Here is a 17,719-nt window from a genome sequence, read left to right on the forward strand (position 1 = left end):
ACGCCAATCCCGCCTCATGACGTCCGCTCCGACCCCGGCCCGCATCCTCGACGGCAAACGCATCGCCGAGGACTTGCTCGACAATCTCAAGGCCCGGGTCGACGCGCGCGTGGCGGCCGGCCTGTCGCGCCCCGGCCTGGCCGTGGTCCTGGTCGGCAACGACCCGGCCTCCAGCGTCTACGTCAAGAACAAGCGCCGCGCCGCGCAGAAGGTCGGCATTCGCGCGATCGACTACGACCTGCCGGCCAGCACCAGCGACGCCGAGCTGCTGGCCCTGGTCGACCGCCTCAACGCCGATCCCGAGGTTCACGGCATCCTGGTCCAGCTGCCGCTGCCGGACCGCCGCGACGGCACCGCCCTGATCCACCGCATCGACCCGCGCAAGGACGTCGACGGCTTCCACCCCGAGAACGTCGGCCACCTCGCGCTGCGCCAGTTCGGCCTGCGCCCGTGCACCCCGCGCGGCATCACCACGCTGCTGGGCTATACCGACCGCCCGGTGCGCGGGCAGAGCGCCACCATCGTCGGCGTCAGCAACCACGTCGGCCGGCCGATGGCGCTGGAGCTGCTGATCGCCGGCTGCACCGTCACCAGTTGCCACAAATTCACCCCGCCCGAGGTGCTGGAAGCCTCGGTGCGCGGCGCCGACATCCTGGTGGTGGCCGCAGGCCGCCCGGGCCTGATTCCGGGCGAGTGGGTCAAGCCTGGCGCGGTGGTCATCGATGTCGGCATCAACCGCCTCGACGACGGCCGCCTGGTCGGCGATATCGGCTTCGAGGCCGCCGCCCAGCGCGCCAGTTGGATCACCCCGGTCCCCGGCGGCGTCGGCCCGATGACGGTCGCCACGCTGATGCAGAACACCCTGGAAGCGGCTGAGGCCTCCGACACCTAAGCTTCGCGGCTTCGGGGTAGGAGCGGCGTAAGCCGCGACCACGAAGCTACGGCCACCTGCGCGGGTCGCGGCTCACGCCGCTCCTACCCCTAGGCCGGCACCGAACCCCCATCTGGTGGCCCAGGCCCGGGGCGCACCCAGCCCTAGTGGCGCATCCGCCCGCGGAACGCCGAATTCCACCCGTCGCCCCAGCGCCGCGGCTGCGATTCGGGTTACAATGGCTCGCTTCATCCTCCCGGGACCGCCCATGCTGCGCATCCAGGCTGAAGCGCTTACTTACGACGATGTGTCTCTCGTCCCCGCGCATTCGAATGTCCTGCCTAAGGACGTAAACCTCTCCACGCGCCTGACCCGCGACTTGTCGATACGCCTGCCGATTTTGTCGGCGGCCATGGACACCGTCAGCGAGGCCCGTCTCGCGATCGCGCTGGCCCAGCTGGGCGGCATCAGCATCCTGCACAAGAACATGAGCCTGGAAGCCCAGGCCGCGCAGGTCGCCAAGGTCAAGAAGTTCGAGGCCGGCGTGATCCGCGAACCCTTCACCGTGGGGCCGGCGACCACCATCGGCGAAGTGCTCAAGTTGACCCGCGCGCGCAACATCTCCGGCGTGCCGGTGGTCGACGGCGGCCAGTTGGTCGGCATCGTCACCAGCCGCGATATGCGTTTCGAGACCAAGCTGGACGATCCGGTCCGTCACATCATGACCAAGCGCGATCGCCTGGTCACCGTGCACGAAGGCGCCAGCGACGAGGAAGTGCTGCAACTGCTGCACAAGCACCGCATCGAAAAGATCCTGGTGGTCAACGACGGTTTCGAGCTGCGCGGGCTGATCACGGTCAAGGACATCCAGAAGAAATCCGACAACCCCAACGCCGCCAAGGACAGCGCAGAGCGCTTGCTGGTCGGCGCCGCGGTCGGCGTCGGCGGCGACACCGAAGCGCGCGTGGAAGCGCTGGCCATGGCCGGCGTGGACGTGATCGTGGTCGATACCGCGCACGGCCATTCGCAGGGCGTGCTGGAGCGGGTGCGCTGGGTCAAGAAGAACTTCCCGCAGTTGCAGGTGATCGGCGGCAACATCGTCACCGGCGATGCCGCGCTGGCGCTGATGGATCATGGCGCCGACGCGGTCAAGGTCGGCGTAGGCCCGGGCTCGATCTGCACCACGCGCGTGGTCGCCGGCGTCGGCGTCCCGCAGGTCACCGCGGTGGCGATGGTGGCCGAAGCCTTGCAGGACCGCATCCCGCTGATCGCCGACGGCGGCATCCGCTATTCCGGCGACATCGGCAAGGCGCTGGTCGCGGGCGCGTCCACGGTGATGGTCGGCGGCCTGTTCGCCGGCACCGAGGAAGCGCCGGGCGAGATCGAGCTGTTCCAGGGCCGCAGCTACAAGAGCTATCGCGGCATGGGCAGCCTGGGCGCGATGGAGCAGGGCTCCAAGGACCGTTATTTCCAGGATGCTTCCGACGCCGACAAGCTGGTACCCGAAGGCATCGAAGGCCGCGTGCCGTACCGCGGCTCGCTCGGCGGCGTGGTCCACCAGCTCGCCGGCGGCCTGCGCGCCACCATGGGCTACGTGGGCTGCGCGACGATCGAGGAGATGCGCAAGAATCCCAGCTTCGTGCGCATCACCAACGCCGGCGCCCGCGAAAGCCACGTGCACGACGTCCAGATCACCAAGGAACCGCCGAACTATCGCGCCGGCTAAACCGGCGCGCGGGATTGGGGATTGGGGATTCGGGATTCGGCGAAGCCGGTCCGTTCCCATCCCAGCGTTCCGCTTTGACGAATCCCGAATCCCCATTCCCGAATCCCGGCTCTCATGACTGACATCCACAGCGACAAGATCCTGATCCTCGACTTCGGCGCGCAGTACACGCAGTTGATCGCCCGCCGCATCCGCGAGATCGGCGTGTATTGCGAGATCTGGGCCTGGGACCACGACCCGGCCGAGATCGCCGCGTTCGGCGCCAAGGGCATCATCCTGTCCGGTGGCCCCGAATCGACCACCGAAGCCGGCGCGCCCAGCGCGCCGCAGCAGGTGTTCGACGCCGGCCTGCCGATCCTGGGCATCTGCTACGGCATGCAGACCATGGCCAAGCAGCTCGGCGGCGACACCGAAGCGGCCGACCAGCGCGAGTTCGGCCACGCCGAAGTGCAACTGGTCGCGCACGACCGCCTGTTCGACGGCCTCAAGGACCATCCGGGTTCGCCGCCGCGCCTGGATGTGTGGATGAGCCACGGCGACCACGTCTCCAAGGCCCCGGACGGCTTCGTCGTCACCGCCAAGACCGACCGCATCCCGGTCGCCGCTTTCGCCGACGACGCGCGCCGCTGGTACGGCGTGCAGTTCCACCCCGAAGTCACCCACACCAAGCAGGGCCAGACCCTGCTGCGCCGCTTCGTGGTCGACATCTGCGGCTGCCAGACCCTGTGGGACGCGGCCCACATCATCGAGGACCAGATCGAGCGCGTACGCGCCCAGGTCGGCAGCGACGAGGTCATCCTCGGCCTGTCCGGCGGCGTCGATTCCTCGGTGGTGGCGGCGCTGCTGCACAAGGCCATCGGCGACCAGCTCACCTGCGTGTTCGTCGACACCGGCCTGCTGCGCTACAACGAAGGCGACCAGGTGATGGCGATGTTCGCCGAGCACATGGGCGTCAAGGTGGTGCGGGTGAACGCCGCCGACCGCTATTTCGAGCGCCTGGCCGGCGTCAGCGACCCGGAAGCCAAGCGCAAGATCATCGGCAACCTGTTCGTCGAGATCTTCGACGAGGAATCGCACAAGCTCGCCAACGCCAAATGGCTGGCGCAAGGCACGATCTACCCCGACGTGATCGAGTCGGCCGGCAGCAAGACCGGCAAGGCCCACGTCATCAAGAGCCACCACAACGTCGGCGGCCTGCCCGAGAACATGAAGCTGGGCCTGGTCGAGCCGCTGCGCGAGCTGTTCAAGGACGAGGTGCGGCGCCTGGGCGTCGAACTCGGCCTGCCGCGCGAGATGGTCTACCGCCATCCGTTCCCGGGCCCCGGCCTGGGCGTGCGCATCCTGGGCGAAGTGAAGCGCGAGTACGCCGATCTGCTGGCCAAGGCCGACCACATCTACATCGACGAACTGCGCAAGGCCGGCCTGTACGACAAGACCAGCCAGGCCTTCGCGGTGTTCCTGCCGGTGAAGTCGGTGGGCGTGGTCGGCGACGCGCGCGCCTACGAATGGGTGATCGCGCTGCGGGCGGTCGAGACCATCGACTTTATGACCGCGCACTGGGCGCACCTGCCTTATGACTTCCTGGGTACGGTTTCCAACCGTATTATCAATGAGTTGCGCGGTGTTTCTCGTGTCGTTTACGACATCAGCGGTAAGCCGCCGGCGACGATCGAGTGGGAGTAGTCGACCTGCTTGCGAGCCACTGGCTCGCAGGTCGACTACTGACCGGCCATGGATGGCCGGGCCGGACCAGCCGAAGCTGAAGTGTTGCGCCATGGACGGCAGCCGCGTCTTCGCGAGCCACTGGCTCGCAGGTCGACTACTGACCAGCCATGAACGGCCGGGCCGGACCCGCCGAAGCTGAAGTGTCGCGCCATGGACGGCAGCCGCGTCTTCGCGAGCCACTGGCTCGCAGCTCGACTACTGACCGGCCATGAACGGCCGGGTCGGACCCGCCGAAGCTGAAGTGTCGCGCCATGGACGGCAGCCGCGTGGCTGCTGGGCGCTAGCGCTTCCCCGCTAGCCGCACGGAGCCGGCTATACAGTCGCCAGTTCGCTGCGTTTCGCCGGCCCGAACACCAGCAAGCTCAGCGCCGCGAGCACGCACACCCCCACGCCGCCGAACCACAGCACCCAGCCGAAGCCGTGCACCAGCGCGGCGTGCCCGACGGCTTCGATCGCCGCGGGCGACAGCTTGCCCGAGGTTCCCGCCGGCAACGCGGCCGCATGGCCGGCCGCGATCCGCTGCGCCATCGCTTGCAACTGCGCGGCGTCGACCGTAGCGGGCAGCTCCTGGCGGAGGTGCGACGAGATGCCCGCCAGCAGCAGGAAGCCCATCAGCGCGATGTTGATCGCCAGCGTGATCAGGCGCGCGCTCATGTCGATGCCCGAGGCCATGCCGGCGCGGTCGCTCGATACCGCGCCGGTGGTGGTGTTGGTGACCGGCGTGTTGGTCAGTCCCAGTCCGATGCCCGCGATCAGGGCGCCAGGCAGCATGCTCAACCAGCTCGGCTGTTCGACGGCGCTGCCGTAACGCATCGCCACGAAGCCCAGGCCGATCGCGAACAAGCCGCTGGGAATGACCAGCCCCGGGCGATAGCGCAAGGCCAGGCGTTCGGCCAACGGCGGCACGACCAGGGTCGGCAGGGTGTAGGCCAGCAGGGCCAGGCCGGTGGCGACCGCGTCGTAACCCAGCGCACCCTGGAAGTAGATCGGCAGGTAGATCATGAACGGCCAGAAGCTGAAGTTCATGCCGACCGAGCCGATCAGCGCGCCGGAAAAGTCGCGCGACTTGAACACCGAAAAGTCGAACATCGGGTGCGGCGCGATGCGTTCGACGACGCAAAAAGCGACGAAGGCCGCGAGCGTCGCCACGACGATGCCGATGCCGACGGGACTGGCGTAGCCCAGTTCCGGCCCCTGGGTGATGTAGTAGGTCAGGCCCAGCACGGACAGCGACAAAGTGAGAATGCCGAGCACGTCCAGCCGCTGCGCCTGGGTGTCGCGCGACTCCACGATGCCGGCCACGGCCAGCGACATGGTCAGCAGGCTCAGCGGCGCATGCACCAGGAACACCCACTGCCAGTTCGACAGTGCCACGATCGCGCCGCCGATGATCGGGCCGAAACCCAGGCCGACGCCGAACACGATGCCCCAGACGGCGAAGGCCTTGCTGCGCTCCGGGCCGGGCCGGAACTGATGCGAGAGCACGGCGGTCTGGCAGATCAGCATCGTGCCCGCGCTCATGCCCTGCAGGAAGCGCGCGACGATCAACACCTGGGCGTCCCACGCCAGTCCGCAGATCAACGAGGTCAGGCCGAACAGCAGCAGGCTGATGAGCAGGACGCGCTTACGGCCGTAACGATCGGCGAGGGTGCCGGCGGCCATCAGCACCGTGGTACAGGCGATGGTGTAGGCATTCATGATCCACTGCATGTCGTTGAAGTCGCCATGCAGCAGCGTCTCCAGGGTCGGCAGGATCACCGGCACGCTGGAAATTTCCAGACCGAACATCAAGGCCGACAGGGACACGGCGGCCAGCGCGATCGCGTTCTTGCCGGTGGCGGATGAACTCATGCGTAGGTTCTCGATAGTGAGGCGGGCACGCGGCCGCGTCGCGGATATCGCGGCCGGACCCATCGGGTAGGGGAGGAAGAAACCGCCGCAGCGTGCGGCGTAGACGGCGCGCGGCTGACGAGTCCGGCACATCGGTCCGCGTTCGGCGCGGCCCGCCGAAGCGCCGCCGTCGTCAGCCTGAAGGCGCCTGCAGGCCGGTCGACGCAGGCCATTCTCGGCCCAGCGATTTCATGATGGAAATGATTTAATTTTGTAGTATTGATTAATTCACATCATGGATGTCCGGCCGTGGACTTCGACCCGACCCTGTTGCGCGCCTTCGTCGCCGTCAAACACTGCGGAGGATTCACCCGCGCGGCGCAGCGCCTGCACCTGACCCAGTCCGCGGTCAGCCATCAGATACGCCGCCTCGAAGAACACGTCGGCCGGCCGCTGCTGCATCGCACGACGCGCAGCCTGACCCTGACCGAGGACGGCGAAGACTTCCTGCGCTACGCCGAGCAGATCCTGGAGTCGCTGGATGCGTTGAGCCGGCGTTTCCTGCCGTCGCCGGTGTCGGGCATCGTGCGCTTCGGCGTGCCGGAGAACTTCATGGGCGAACGCCTGCCGACCCTGCTGTGCCAGTTCGCGCGCGGCTATCCGGCGGTGCGAATGGACGTGAGCGTGGGCATGAACTTCGACCTGCACAGCATGATCGACGCCGACGATCTCGATCTGGCGGTGGTGATTTCCGTGCCCAAGCACGAGCGCGGTACCGTGCTGCGGCGCACGCGCCTGGTCTGGATCGCCGCGGACGGCTTCGACCCCGCGCCCGGCGCTTCCTTGCCGCTCGCGTTCTATCCGCCGCCTTGCGTCTATCGGCGCGAGAGCCTGGCCGCGCTCGGCCGCACCGACGTCGAATGGCATGTGATCTTCACCTCGCCCAGCCATCAGGGCCTGCGCGCGGCCGTGCTCGCCGGGCTGGCGGTGACCGCGCTGACGGTGGACGACCTGGAGCCGGGCATGAAGATCGTCGACGGCATGTACGGTCTGCCGTCGTTGCCGAAGGCGGATTTCGCCCTGATCTGCGGCGCCGGCGGCAAGACCCCGGCCGCGCTGGAGTTCGGCCGCTTGATCCTGGACATGCCCGAGCCGTCGATCGCCGCAAAACGGGCGAACGCGAGAGCCTGAGACCCGCAACGTTGCCATGCACCGAGGCACGCAGGCTCGCGCCTCGGAACCCGCGAGCCGCGGCCGCAACGGTGCGCGCCCGGCGTGGCTCGGGGATAATCGCGGTTTGCGCGTACGGGATGCCTTGGTGAGCGAGCAAGACGACATCGACGAACGCTGGATGCGCCATGCCCTGGCCCTGGCCGAACGCGCCGAACGCGAGCACGACGAGATCCCGGTCGGCGCGGTGCTGGTCTCGGCCGCGGGCGAAGTCCTGGGCGAGGGCGGCAACCGCAACATCGGCGACCGCGATCCCAGCGCCCACGCCGAGATCGTGGCGATGCGCGAGGCCGGCCGCCGTCTCGACAACCACCGCCTGATCGGCACCACGTTGTACGTGACTCTGGAGCCCTGCGCGATGTGCGCGATGGCGATGGTGCATGCGCGCGTCGCCCGGGTGGTCTACGGCGCCAGCGACCCCAAGACCGGCGCTGCCGGCAGCGTGTTCGACCTGCTCGCCGACCCGCGCCACAACCACCGCGTCGAAGTCCGCGGCGGCGTGCTGGGCGAGGAAGCCGGCGCCCGGCTGACCGCGTATTTCCGGCGCAAGCGCGGCAAGACCGACTGAGCCACACCCGCTTTGGGGTAGGAGCGGCGTGAGCCGCGACCGCCATGCCCCGCCCACGGTGCTACTGCGATTCCGTCGCCGCGCGATCGCGTGCGTATCCGGCCTGCGCCGTAATTCAATCGGCGCGGTCGCGACTCACGCCGCTCCTACCCCAAGGCGGGGCGCCGCCTCACTCCGTCGGCAGCTTGCGCCCGTCGCGGTCGAACTCGCGCTTGAGCTCGGCGTCCAGCATGGTCACGCTCATGCGCGCCTCGCGGCCCAGGTTGATCGAGGCCGCCAGCACCAGCAGCACGCCCAACATGGCCAACCCGGTCGGCACGCCGCGCAGGCGGTAGTCGCTGAACTGGTCGATGCCGATCGACAGGCTGGTGGCCACGAACGCGCTCATTGCCGCGTACAGCAACTGCAGGCAGGTCAGGATCAGCCGGACCCGGCGCCGGTGCTGGATGATGCGCGCCTCCAGATAGGCGCGCGCATCGTCGTTGGTGGTCTCTTCGAGTTGCTTGAGCTGCTGGCGCATGCGGTCGACCACGCGCGCCAGGCGATTGTTCGACGACACCAGCAGCGACGCGGTCGCGGTCAGGAAGAACGCCGGCGTGATCATCGCCGAGACCACGGCGTAGTGGCCGGTGGTCAGGTTCAGCACATCGCTCATGGGCGCGGGTTCCGGCGGCAAGGTCCCGTTGGGACGACCCGCCTATGATGCCGCCAGACGCGTCGTTCGTCAGTCGCCGTCGCGCGGGCGCCGGACCTTGGCGCGGCGGTGGCCGTGGTCCATTTCCTCGTTCACCGCTTCCACCGCCAGCGAGGACTCCAGCGCCAACAGCACGCTGGCGGCGAACATCGCCAGCACGCCGAACACCGCCAGGATGGTCGGCAGCGAGGCCAGGCGGTAGCCCAGGTAGGCGTCGCCGGCGACGGTCAGGCTGGTGCCGACGAAGAAGCTGATCGCGGTGTACAGCAGCTGGCTGCCGCGCAGGATGATCTTGCTGCGGCGCTTCTGGCGGGTGATGTGGCGTTCCAGCATCTCGCGCTCTTCCTCGTCCTCGCTCTCGGCCAGCTCCTTCAGCAGCACGCGCGCGCGGTCGATCACGCGCGCCAGGCGGTTGTTGGCCGACAGCAGCAGCGAGGCGGTCGCGGTCAGGAAAAACGCGGGCGCCAGCATCGCGGTCAGGATCGCGTAATGGGCGTAGGCGGCGGTCTGCGACATCGGCCGGGAGAGCGGGGAGGGGAGGTGGGCTATGATGCCCCGAACGGACGCATCACGGCGAGGACACGACAGGGGCCCATGACAGCGAAGAACGGCAACGACCACCGACTGATCTGGATCGACCTGGAGATGACCGGGCTCGACACCGACAACGACGCCATCCTGGAGATCGCGACCGTCGTCACCGACGCCCAATTGCAGGTGCTGGCCGAAGGGCCGGAACTCGCGATCCGCCAGCCGCTGGAACGGCTGATGGCCATGGACGAGTGGAACCGCAACCAGCACAGCAAGTCCGGCCTGTGGCAACGCTCGCTGGACCAGGGCGTGAGCCTGGAAGAGGCCGAGGACCGCACCCTGGCCTTCCTGGCGCAGTGGGTGGCGCAGAACGCCTCGCCGATGTGCGGCAACTCGATCTGCCAGGACCGCCGCTTTCTGCACCGCCAGATGCCGCGCCTGGAGAAGTACTTCCACTACCGCAACCTCGACGTCAGCACGGTCAAGGAACTTGCGCGCCGCTGGGCCCCCGAGGTGCTGGCCGGCGTCGGCAAGGATGCCAAGCACACCGCCCTGAGCGACGTGCACGACTCCATCGCCGAACTGCGCCATTACCGCGCCTCGATGGGCAAGCTGGGCGGCCTGGGCTAAGCCTCTGGCTGTGGGGTAGGAGCGGCGTAAGCCGCGACCACGCCCCTACGGCCACCTGCGCAGGTCGCGGCTCACGCCGCTCCTACCCCAAAGCAGCGCACAGAGGCTCACAGGCCGGAACACGACCCGACCTTGTAGGAACGGCGTAAGCCGCGATGCCATTGCGGGCCGTCGTCGTTGCCGGGATTCAATCGCGGCTCACGCCGCTCCCGCAACGGCGCCCGCTCAGGTCTTCGGCTTGCCCGCAGGCCGCGCCACGTCGCCATCATCGGCGACCGCCTTCACCAGCACGTCCGACAACGGCCGGCCGTCGGCATCGTGGTGGTACACGTGCAGATCGCGCTGCGGATACGGAATGCTCAGCCCGCGCCCGATGATGTCGTTGCGCACCGCTTCGTTGAGATCGCTGCGCGTGCGCAGCACGTCCGCGGTCTTGGCCCAGACCCGCAGCTCCAGATTGACGCTGCTCTCGCCCAGCGCCACCACCAACACCTCCGGCGCGGGCTCCTTCAACACCTTCGGATGCGCGGCCGCGGCGCCCAGCAGGGTCTCGCGCGCCTGCTGCAGATCGTCGTCGTAGCCCACGCCCACCGCGATGTCGATGCGGCGGCGCGGATTGGCGGTGAAGTTCACGATCGGCGCGGTGGTGATCAGGCTGTTGGGCAGCACCACGGTGCGGTTGTCGATGGTGCGCAGGCGGGTCTGGAACACCCGGATCTGGTCCACCGTGCCCTCGACGCCCGCGGCCTGCACGTAGTCGCCCACGCGGAACGGGCGCTGCATGATCAGCATCACGCCCGAGGCGATATTGGACAGCGAATCCTTCAGCGCCAGGCCGATCGCCAGGCCGGCCGCGCCCAGCACCGCCAGTACCGAGGCAGGCGACACGCCCAGGGTGAACAGCGCCGAGGTGGTGACCACGACCACCATGCCGGCGTAGGCGATGTTGCGCAGGAAGCCGCGCAGGGTGGCTTCCATGTGGCCGCGCGCCATGGCCCGGTCCAGGGCGTTGGACAGGCGCTTGGCCAACCAGATCCCGATCAGCAGGACCAGCAGCGCGCCGATCAGCTTGAGCCCGGCGGCCTGCGCCATGCCCAGCCAATCGAAGCCCTTGAGCTCCGCCAGCGACGCCGGGACCTCGACCTGCACCGGCGGGACTTTCGCCGTCACCGCCTCAGCCCGCCTTGGCCTTCGCCAGGCGCAGCCAGGTGTCGACCACGGTATCGGGGTTCAGCGACACCGACTCGATGCCCTGTTCCATCAGCCACACCGCCAGATCGGGGTGATCGCTGGGGCCCTGGCCGCAGATGCCGACGTACTTGCCCTTGGCGCGCGCGGCCGAGATCGCCATCGCCAGCAGCTTCTTCACCGCCGGGTCGCGCTCGTCGAACAGCTTGGCCACGATCGCCGAGTCGCGATCCAGGCCCAGGGTCAGCTGGGTCAGGTCGTTGGAGCCGATCGAGAAGCCGTCGAAGATGTCCAGGAACTCGTCGGCGAGCAGCGCGTTGGACGGCACCTCGCACATCATGATGATCTTCAGGCCGTTCTCGCCCTGCTTGAGGCCGTTCTTCTCCAGCACCTCGACCACGCGCCGGCCTTCGTCCAGGGTGCGCACGAACGGGATCATGACCCAGCAATTGGTCAGCCCCATCTGCTCGCGCACCTTCAGCACCGCCTGGCATTCCAGCGCGAACGCGTCGGAGAAGGACGGATCGACGTAACGGCTGGCGCCGCGGAAGCCGATCATCGGGTTCTCTTCGTGCGGCTCGTAGCGCGAGCCGCCGATCAGGTTGGCGTATTCGTTGGACTTGAAGTCCGACAGGCGCACGATCACCGGATGCGGCGCGAACGAAGCGGTGATGGTGGCGATGCCCTCGGCCAGGCGATCGACGTAGAACTGCACCGGATCGTCGCCGTAGCCGGCGATCTTCTCGTCGATCTTCTTCTTGGTCGCCGCGTCCTGCTGCGCGTATTCCAGCAGCGCCTTGGGATGGATGCCGATGTGGCTGGCGATGATCATCTCCAGGCGCGCCAGGCCGACGCCGGCGTTGGGCAGCATGGCGAAGTCGAACGCGCGCTCCGGGTTGGCGACGTTCATCATCACCTTGAGCGGCGCCGGCGGCATCTTGTCCAGGTCGGCGACGTGGCGCTCGAAGGGCAGGGCGCCGTCGTAGATGAAGCCGGTGTCGCCCTCGGCGCAGCTGACCGTGATGGTCTCGCCGTCCTTGATCGTCTCCAGCGCGTTGCCGGTACCGACCACGGCCGGCACGCCCAGCTCGCGGGCGATGATCGCCGCGTGGCAGGTGCGGCCGCCGCGGTTGGTCACGATCGCGGCCGAACGCTTCATCACCGGCTCCCAATCGGGATCGGTCATGTCCGCCACCAGCACGTCGCCGGGCTGCACGCGGGCCATGTCGTCCAGGCTGCGCACCACGCGCGCCACGCCGCTGCCGATCTTCTGGCCGATGGCGCGGCCCTCGGCGATCACCGGGCCGCGGGCGCCGAGCTGGTAGCGCTCGATCTGGGTGGCCTTGCCGCGCGATTTCACCGTTTCCGGGCGCGCCTGAACGATGAACAGCTTGCCGCTGACGCCGTCCTTGGCCCACTCGATGTCCATCGGACGGCCGTAGTGCGTTTCGATCACCAGCGCCTGCTTGGCCAGCTCGTGCACGTCGGCGTCGTCGATCGAGAAGCGGTTGCGCAGCTCGGCCGGGGTGTCCTCGGTGCGCACGCGCTCGCCGGGCTGGTCGGAATAGACCATGCGCAGCTGCTTGGCGCCGATCGAGCGGCGCAGGATCGCCGGCTTGCCCTGGCTCAGGGTGGGCTTGTAGACGTAGAACTCGTCCGGATTGACCGCGCCCTGGACCACCATCTCGCCCAGGCCGTAGCTGGAGGTGATGAACACCACATCGCGGAAGCCCGATTCGGTGTCCAGGGTGAACAGCACGCCGGAGGAACCGACGTTGGAGCGCACCATCAGCTGCACGCCGGCGGACAGGAACACGTCCTCGTGCTTGAAACCGTGGTGGACGCGGTAGGCGATGGCGCGGTCGTTGTAGAGGCTGGCGAAGACCTCCTTGACCTTGCGGACCACGTCGTCTTCGCCGGTCACGTTCAGGAAAGTCTCCTGCTGGCCGGCGAAGGAGGCGTCGGGCAGGTCCTCGGCGGTGGCCGAGGAGCGCACCGCCACCGCCACGTCGCCGCCGCCGTTCTCGGCGCAGAGCTGGCGATAGGCGGTGCGGATGTCCTGATCCAGGGCCGGCTGCAGCGGGGCGTCGATGACCCAGCCGCGGATCTCGCCGCCGGCCGCGGTCAGGGCCGGCACGTCCTCCACGTCCAGCGTGGCCAGGCGGTCGAAAATGCGCTGGTGCAGGTCGTTATGGGCGATGAAGTCCTTGAACGCCTCGGCCGTGGTGGCATAGCCGCCCGGGACCGAGACCCCCAGATTGGCGAGGTTGCCGATCATCTCGCCGAGGGAGGAATTCTTGCCGCCTACGCGGGCCAGATCGTTGAGGCGCAGCGCGTGCAGCCAGAGGATATTCTCGTTCAAGGCACACTGTCTCCGAGGGGGGCGCGCGTGGGGGCGCGGCCAAGCGGATATGATCGCCGCTGCGTCGGGCGCATACAAGCTTGATCCGACGGGCTTTTTCGTATTGGAACGCGGTTTTGGAGGGGTGGGCGATGGCGGGAACACGGCCGGTTTTCTACGTTTCGGACGGCACCGGCATCACCGCCGAGACCATAGGCCATAGCCTGCTGACCCAATTCACCGAGACCCGCTTCGTCACCGACCGCATCCCGTTCGTGGACAGCGTCGAGCGCGCGCGAGAGGTCGGGGCCAAGATCCGCGAGGCCGCGGAAGTCCATGGCGTGCGCCCGATCGTGATCAATTCCTGCATGGACGGCGACGTGGGCGCGGCCCTGGCCGAGAGCGGGGCGCTGATGCTGGACGTATTCGCGCCCTTCATCGAGCCGCTGGAGCGCGAACTGGGCGAGGGGCGTCAGCGCCGCATCGGCCAGGCCCACGGCATCGCCGATTTCGAGACCTACCATCGCCGCATCAACGCGATGAATTTCGCCCTGACCCACGACGACGGCCAGAGCATCGACTACGCCGAGGCCGATCTGATCCTGGTGGCGGTGTCGCGCGCGGGCAAAACGCCCACCTGCGTTTACCTGGCGTTGCACTACGGCGTACGCGCGGCCAACTATCCGCTGACCGAGGAAGACCTCGAGCACGACCGCCTGCCGCCGCGCCTGCGCCCCTACCGCAACAAGCTGTTCGGCCTGACCATCGATCCGGTTCGGCTGCAGCAGATCCGCCAGGAACGCCGCCCCAACTCGCGCTACGCCCAGCTGGACACCTGCAAGCGCGAAGTCGCCGCGGCCGAGATGATGTTCCGCGCCGAGCGCATTCCGACCCTGAGCACGACCCATACCTCGATCGAGGAAATCTCGAGCAAGGTGCTGACGACGTTGGGGATCCACCGCGAGATGTTCTAAGCGCCGGCGGCGCCTGGCGGCGGCGTTTTCGCCAGCGCCATCAATGATGCGGTAGGAACCCTTAACTTAGGCCTCCGCGACAGGTCCGTCAACGCTGCCGCGAAGCGGTTTGCGCGTGTAGCATCGCTCGCATGACATCGCTTGCCGCCCGCTCCGCACGCATCCCGCGACTGACCCGTTTCGGTTGGCTGATGGGCCTGTACGCCGAGAACCACCGCCGCCTCACGCGCCTGTTCGCGCCGGCCGACCTGGCCGTCGGCACCTACCGGTCCTCGATCGGGGACGGCCTGGATCTGCAGCTGGACGTGATCGAGCAGCACCGCTACACCACCGAGCTGCGCATGACCTATGCGTTGCTGGATCCGCTCACCGGCGAGCCCGATCCCTCGGCCTGGCTGCGCCTGTACAACGACGCCCACCAACTGGAAGCCACCAATTGCTATGTCGGGCGCCGCTGGCAGGACGTGATCGGCATGTATCCGCCGCCGGCGGAGCTGATCGGCCACCGCATGCGCATGAACACTTTTCTAGGAAAGTGGCTCGAGTATCTAGCCGAACGCGGTCATGGCATGGCAACATTGCGCCCGGTCGAGATTCACCCGCCCGGAACACCCCTCAACGAGGGTCCCGGCGGGGCGGCAAAAAAATTAGCGATGAATGCTTGACGACATCGCTGAACGCCCGCTAGAATTTTCGTCTTTCCAGCACGTGGGGCCATAGCTCAGCTGGGAGAGCGCTACAATGGCATTGTAGAGGTCGCCGGTTCGATCCCGGCTGGCTCCACCACTCTTCGAACACTGTGAAAGGGTTTCGATGAGTTAGCTGCAAGAACAATCAGTTTTGTCCCCATCGTCTAGAGGCCTAGGACATTACCCTTTCACGGTAGCGACCGGGGTTCGAATCCCCGTGGGGACGCCAAGTAAAAAACACTTAGGGCTCGGGAAACCGGGCCCTAAGTGTTTTTGGCGTTCGGCATCTTGCGCGCGACTAGCGCGGCCGATGGCGGCGCGATTGCGTGGGGCAGAACGAATGCGATGCGCTTTCTTACTTTTGCTTCCGTGCGCGGGGACGCAGGCGCACGCATGAGAACCCGCATCCGCATCCGCGTACGCGATGGAGTTCGTCGCGCATGGCGCGGATGATGCGTCGCGCGATCGCGATCTTGCTCACCGATTCCGCGGCGGCCGCGCGCTCTCGTTGCGCTCGGCTCGTCGAACGACAAGCATCGCAGCCGCTGCGCGCTGCGCGTTGCGCTATAGACGCTACGCGTCCAGATGCGGACGGATCAGCGCCTGGAACCAGTCGACGAACGCGCTCAAACGCCGCGAGCGCTGACGACGGTGCGGATACAGCGCCGAGACCGTCATCGCGCCGGCGCGATAGGCGGGCATCACTTCGATCAATTCGCCGCGGTCGAGCAAGTGCTGCACGTCGAAGCGCGGCACCTGGATCAGCCCCAGACCGGCGCGGCAGCAGGCGATGTAACTCTCGGCGTTGTTGACCAGCACGCGACTGTGCAGCGGCGCCGTATGCGTGCTGCCGCCGCATTCGTACTCCCAAGGCAGTTCGCGTCCGGTGCTGGGCGAGGCGTAGCCCACCGACCAATGGCCGCGCGTCAGTGCGTCCGGCGTTTCCGGCAAGCCGAACTCGCGCAGATAGGCGGGGCTGGCGCAGTTCACCAACGCGATCCGGCCCAGCGGATAGGCGACCAGCCGGCTGTCTTGCAGGTCGCCGACGCGGATGGCGCAATCCACCCCTTCATGGACCAGATCGATCATGCGATCGCTGGAGCCCAGGGCCAGCTGCAGGCGCGGGTAGCGCCGCACCAGGCCGGGCAGCGCGGGCGCGACCAGGCGCCGGGCGATGCGGCTGGGCAGGTCGACGTTCAGGCGGCCGGCCACTTGGCGCTGGCGGGTCTGAAACAGTTGCTGGATGTCTTCGGCATCGGCCAGCAAGGGACGCACGCGCTCCAGCAGTTGCGCGCCATCGGCGGTCAGCCGCACCTCGCGCGTCGTGCGGTGCAGCAGGCGCGCGCCGATGTCGCGCTCGAGTTGCTGTATCGCCGCGGATGCGGACGCGCGCGGCAGGTCCAAGGCGTGGGCGGCCTTGATGAAGCTGCCCATTTCGGCGATCCGCACGAATACGCGGTATTGGTCGAGGAGATCCACGGCGGTTCCGGCCTTGGGCGCTGGGGTGCTTGCAGAATAGACGCCGCCGCGCCCGTCGCGCCCCACCGAGCGCACGGCGACGCGGGCGCGGCCGTGCGCGATGAGGTCACTTGGTGGTGTAACCGCCGTTGATCAGCAGGGTCTGGCCGGTGATCCACCAGCCCTCGGACACCAGGAAGCGGACGAAGGGCACCACGTCCTCAATGTCGGTCAGGCCGGTCTTGGAGAACGGCGACAGCGCCGCGGCGCCCTTGTGGTACTCGACCGCGTCGGCGCCTTCGGCCGGATAGAAGAACGGCGTATCCATCGGGCCCGGACCGATCGCGGTGACCGAAATGCCGCGCTGGCCGAACTCCTTGGACGCGGCGCGGGTGTAGTGCTCCACCGGCGCCTTGGTGCCCGCGTAGGCGGCGTAGTAGGGCGTGAACGCACCCAACAGCGAGGTCACCAGGGTGCAGACCTTGCCGTTGTCGTTGAGGTGACGGCCGGCCTGCTGCAGGAAGAAGAATGCCGACTTCGAATTCACCGCCGTCATCTCGTCGTATTCGGCTTCGCTGATGTCGACGAAGGGCTTCTTCAGGACTTTACCGACGGTATTGATGGCGATGTCGGGCCGCCCCACCGCGGCGACCGCGTCTTCGAAAAGCTTGGCCATCGCACCGGCGCTGGTCAGGTCGGCCTGCAGCGCGACCGCATGCGCGCCCGCGGCTTTCACCGCCGCCACCGTGGCCTCGGCATCGGCGCGAGTCGCCGCGCTGTTGTAATGGATCGCCACGGCCTTGACGCCGTGCTTGGCCAGATCGCGTGCGATCAAGCCGCCTAGATTCTTGGCGCCGCCAGCGATCAGCGCGACTTTGCCGTTGAGAGAATGATCTGCCATGAACGTCTCCGTGGTGAGGGGGAGATCCGATTCTAGGCAAGGCCATCGCCCGCATTGGCCGGGCGATCGTGGATGGATTATCCAGAGAATCGGCCCAATGACGCAGCGGTCGCAAGCGGGATCTGTACATCCGCGACCCCGCCAAGACCCGTTCGCGTCGCCACGAGCGCGGCCAGGCGACGGCGCTACCCAGCGCCGGTGAAGCCCTCGGATTAAGTGGCATTTATGTGGCTTGAAGATGCCTTACACGCCAGCAGCCGCCATCTACCAGCCTGCGAATGTGCCCATTGCGCGTGCCCGCCGCAGCGGAATCGCGGCGGCAAGCGTGCAGGACACTCGACAGCCGGTCCGATCGTGGCGACG

The 17,719-nt window shown here is 67.7% G+C and carries 15 protein-coding genes and 2 tRNA genes; 10 read left to right on the plus strand and 7 right to left on the minus strand.

Features of this window, described 5'->3' with window-relative positions; translation table 11 throughout:
• The first annotated feature begins 16 nt into the window (after positions 1-16).
• The 3 genes from folD to guaA all read left to right on the plus strand — a co-directional run bounded on the left by folD (position 17) and on the right by guaA (position 4,280).
• Entirely contained in the window at positions 17-892 is an 876-nt protein-coding gene (folD, locus tag ASD69_RS05160; RefSeq protein ID WP_056174668.1) for a bifunctional methylenetetrahydrofolate dehydrogenase/methenyltetrahydrofolate cyclohydrolase FolD, read from the plus strand.
• Positions 893-1,139: 247 nt separating this feature from the next.
• Positions 1,140-2,597 carry an IMP dehydrogenase gene (gene guaB, locus ASD69_RS05165; RefSeq protein ID WP_056174670.1) on the plus strand — a complete coding sequence of 486 codons (1,458 nt, stop codon included), beginning with the start codon at positions 1,140-1,142 and terminating at the stop codon, positions 2,595-2,597.
• A gap of 114 nt (positions 2,598-2,711) precedes the next feature.
• Positions 2,712-4,280 carry a glutamine-hydrolyzing GMP synthase gene (gene guaA, locus ASD69_RS05170; protein ID WP_056174672.1) on the plus strand — a complete coding sequence of 523 codons (1,569 nt, stop codon included), beginning with the start codon at positions 2,712-2,714 and terminating at the stop codon, positions 4,278-4,280.
• Between the two features lie 354 nt (positions 4,281-4,634).
• Here the strand turns inward: guaA and ASD69_RS05175 are convergent, their stop codons facing one another.
• Positions 4,635-6,173, minus strand: coding sequence for an MFS transporter (locus ASD69_RS05175; protein ID WP_056174674.1), 1,539 nt, complete (start codon positions 6,171-6,173; stop codon positions 4,635-4,637).
• 288 nt (positions 6,174-6,461) lie between these two features.
• Between ASD69_RS05175 and ASD69_RS05180 the strand changes: the two genes are divergently transcribed.
• Together ASD69_RS05180 and tadA are read left to right on the plus strand one after the other, a co-directional pair.
• Positions 6,462-7,343 carry a LysR family transcriptional regulator gene (locus ASD69_RS05180; RefSeq protein ID WP_056174676.1) on the plus strand — a complete coding sequence of 294 codons (882 nt, stop codon included), beginning with the start codon at positions 6,462-6,464 and terminating at the stop codon, positions 7,341-7,343.
• 127 nt (positions 7,344-7,470) lie between these two features.
• Positions 7,471-7,950, plus strand: a complete 480-nt coding sequence (gene tadA, locus ASD69_RS05185) for a tRNA adenosine(34) deaminase TadA (protein ID WP_255357215.1) — start codon at positions 7,471-7,473, stop codon at positions 7,948-7,950.
• Between the two features lie 169 nt (positions 7,951-8,119).
• Here tadA and ASD69_RS05190 read toward each other — a convergent pair whose 3' ends face one another.
• Together ASD69_RS05190 and ASD69_RS05195 are read right to left on the minus strand one after the other, a co-directional pair.
• Entirely contained in the window at positions 8,120-8,605 is a 486-nt protein-coding gene (locus ASD69_RS05190) for a DUF2721 domain-containing protein (protein ID WP_056174678.1), read from the minus strand.
• Positions 8,606-8,674: 69 nt separating this feature from the next.
• Positions 8,675-9,160, minus strand: a complete 486-nt coding sequence (locus tag ASD69_RS05195) for a DUF2721 domain-containing protein (protein WP_056174680.1) — start codon at positions 9,158-9,160, stop codon at positions 8,675-8,677.
• A gap of 78 nt (positions 9,161-9,238) precedes the next feature.
• On the opposite strand from ASD69_RS05195, the gene orn reads away from it, so the two are divergent.
• On the plus strand, positions 9,239-9,805 hold the full coding sequence (orn, locus tag ASD69_RS05200; RefSeq protein ID WP_056174682.1) for an oligoribonuclease: 567 nt from the start codon (positions 9,239-9,241) through the stop codon (positions 9,803-9,805).
• 225 nt (positions 9,806-10,030) lie between these two features.
• On the opposite strand, the gene ASD69_RS05205 is transcribed toward orn, so the two are convergent.
• A complete protein-coding gene (locus ASD69_RS05205; RefSeq protein ID WP_056174684.1) occupies positions 10,031-10,975 on the minus strand; it encodes a mechanosensitive ion channel domain-containing protein in 945 nt (314 codons plus the stop codon).
• A 4-nt stretch (positions 10,976-10,979) separates the two neighbouring features.
• Positions 10,980-13,355 (minus strand): phosphoenolpyruvate synthase, encoded by a 2,376-nt coding sequence (ppsA, locus tag ASD69_RS05210; RefSeq protein ID WP_056174686.1) that lies wholly within the window; start codon positions 13,353-13,355, stop codon positions 10,980-10,982.
• Positions 13,356-13,486: 131 nt separating this feature from the next.
• On the opposite strand from ppsA, the gene ASD69_RS05215 reads away from it, so the two are divergent.
• The 4 genes from ASD69_RS05215 to ASD69_RS05230 all read left to right on the plus strand — a co-directional run bounded on the left by ASD69_RS05215 (position 13,487) and on the right by ASD69_RS05230 (position 15,226).
• The gene (locus ASD69_RS05215) at positions 13,487-14,308 is read left to right on the plus strand and encodes a pyruvate, water dikinase regulatory protein (RefSeq protein ID WP_056174688.1); all 822 of its coding nucleotides are present in this window, start codon (positions 13,487-13,489) and stop codon (positions 14,306-14,308) included.
• A 131-nt stretch (positions 14,309-14,439) separates the two neighbouring features.
• On the plus strand, positions 14,440-14,973 hold the full coding sequence (locus tag ASD69_RS05220) for a DUF1249 domain-containing protein (RefSeq protein ID WP_056174690.1): 534 nt from the start codon (positions 14,440-14,442) through the stop codon (positions 14,971-14,973).
• Between the two features lie 45 nt (positions 14,974-15,018).
• Positions 15,019-15,094, plus strand: a tRNA-Ala gene (locus ASD69_RS05225).
• Between the two features lie 56 nt (positions 15,095-15,150).
• A tRNA-Glu gene (locus ASD69_RS05230) sits at positions 15,151-15,226 on the plus strand.
• Between the two features lie 344 nt (positions 15,227-15,570).
• On the opposite strand, the gene ASD69_RS05235 is transcribed toward ASD69_RS05230, so the two are convergent.
• The gene (locus ASD69_RS05235; protein ID WP_057163142.1) at positions 15,571-16,476 is read right to left on the minus strand and encodes a LysR family transcriptional regulator; all 906 of its coding nucleotides are present in this window, start codon (positions 16,474-16,476) and stop codon (positions 15,571-15,573) included.
• Positions 16,477-16,582: 106 nt separating this feature from the next.
• Positions 16,583-17,356, minus strand: a complete 774-nt coding sequence (locus ASD69_RS05240) for an SDR family oxidoreductase (RefSeq protein WP_056174692.1) — start codon at positions 17,354-17,356, stop codon at positions 16,583-16,585.
• Positions 17,357-17,719: the final 363 nt, after the last annotated feature.

Source organism: Lysobacter sp. Root604, assembly GCF_001427505.1.
Classification (GTDB): domain Bacteria; phylum Pseudomonadota; class Gammaproteobacteria; order Xanthomonadales; family Xanthomonadaceae; genus Lysobacter.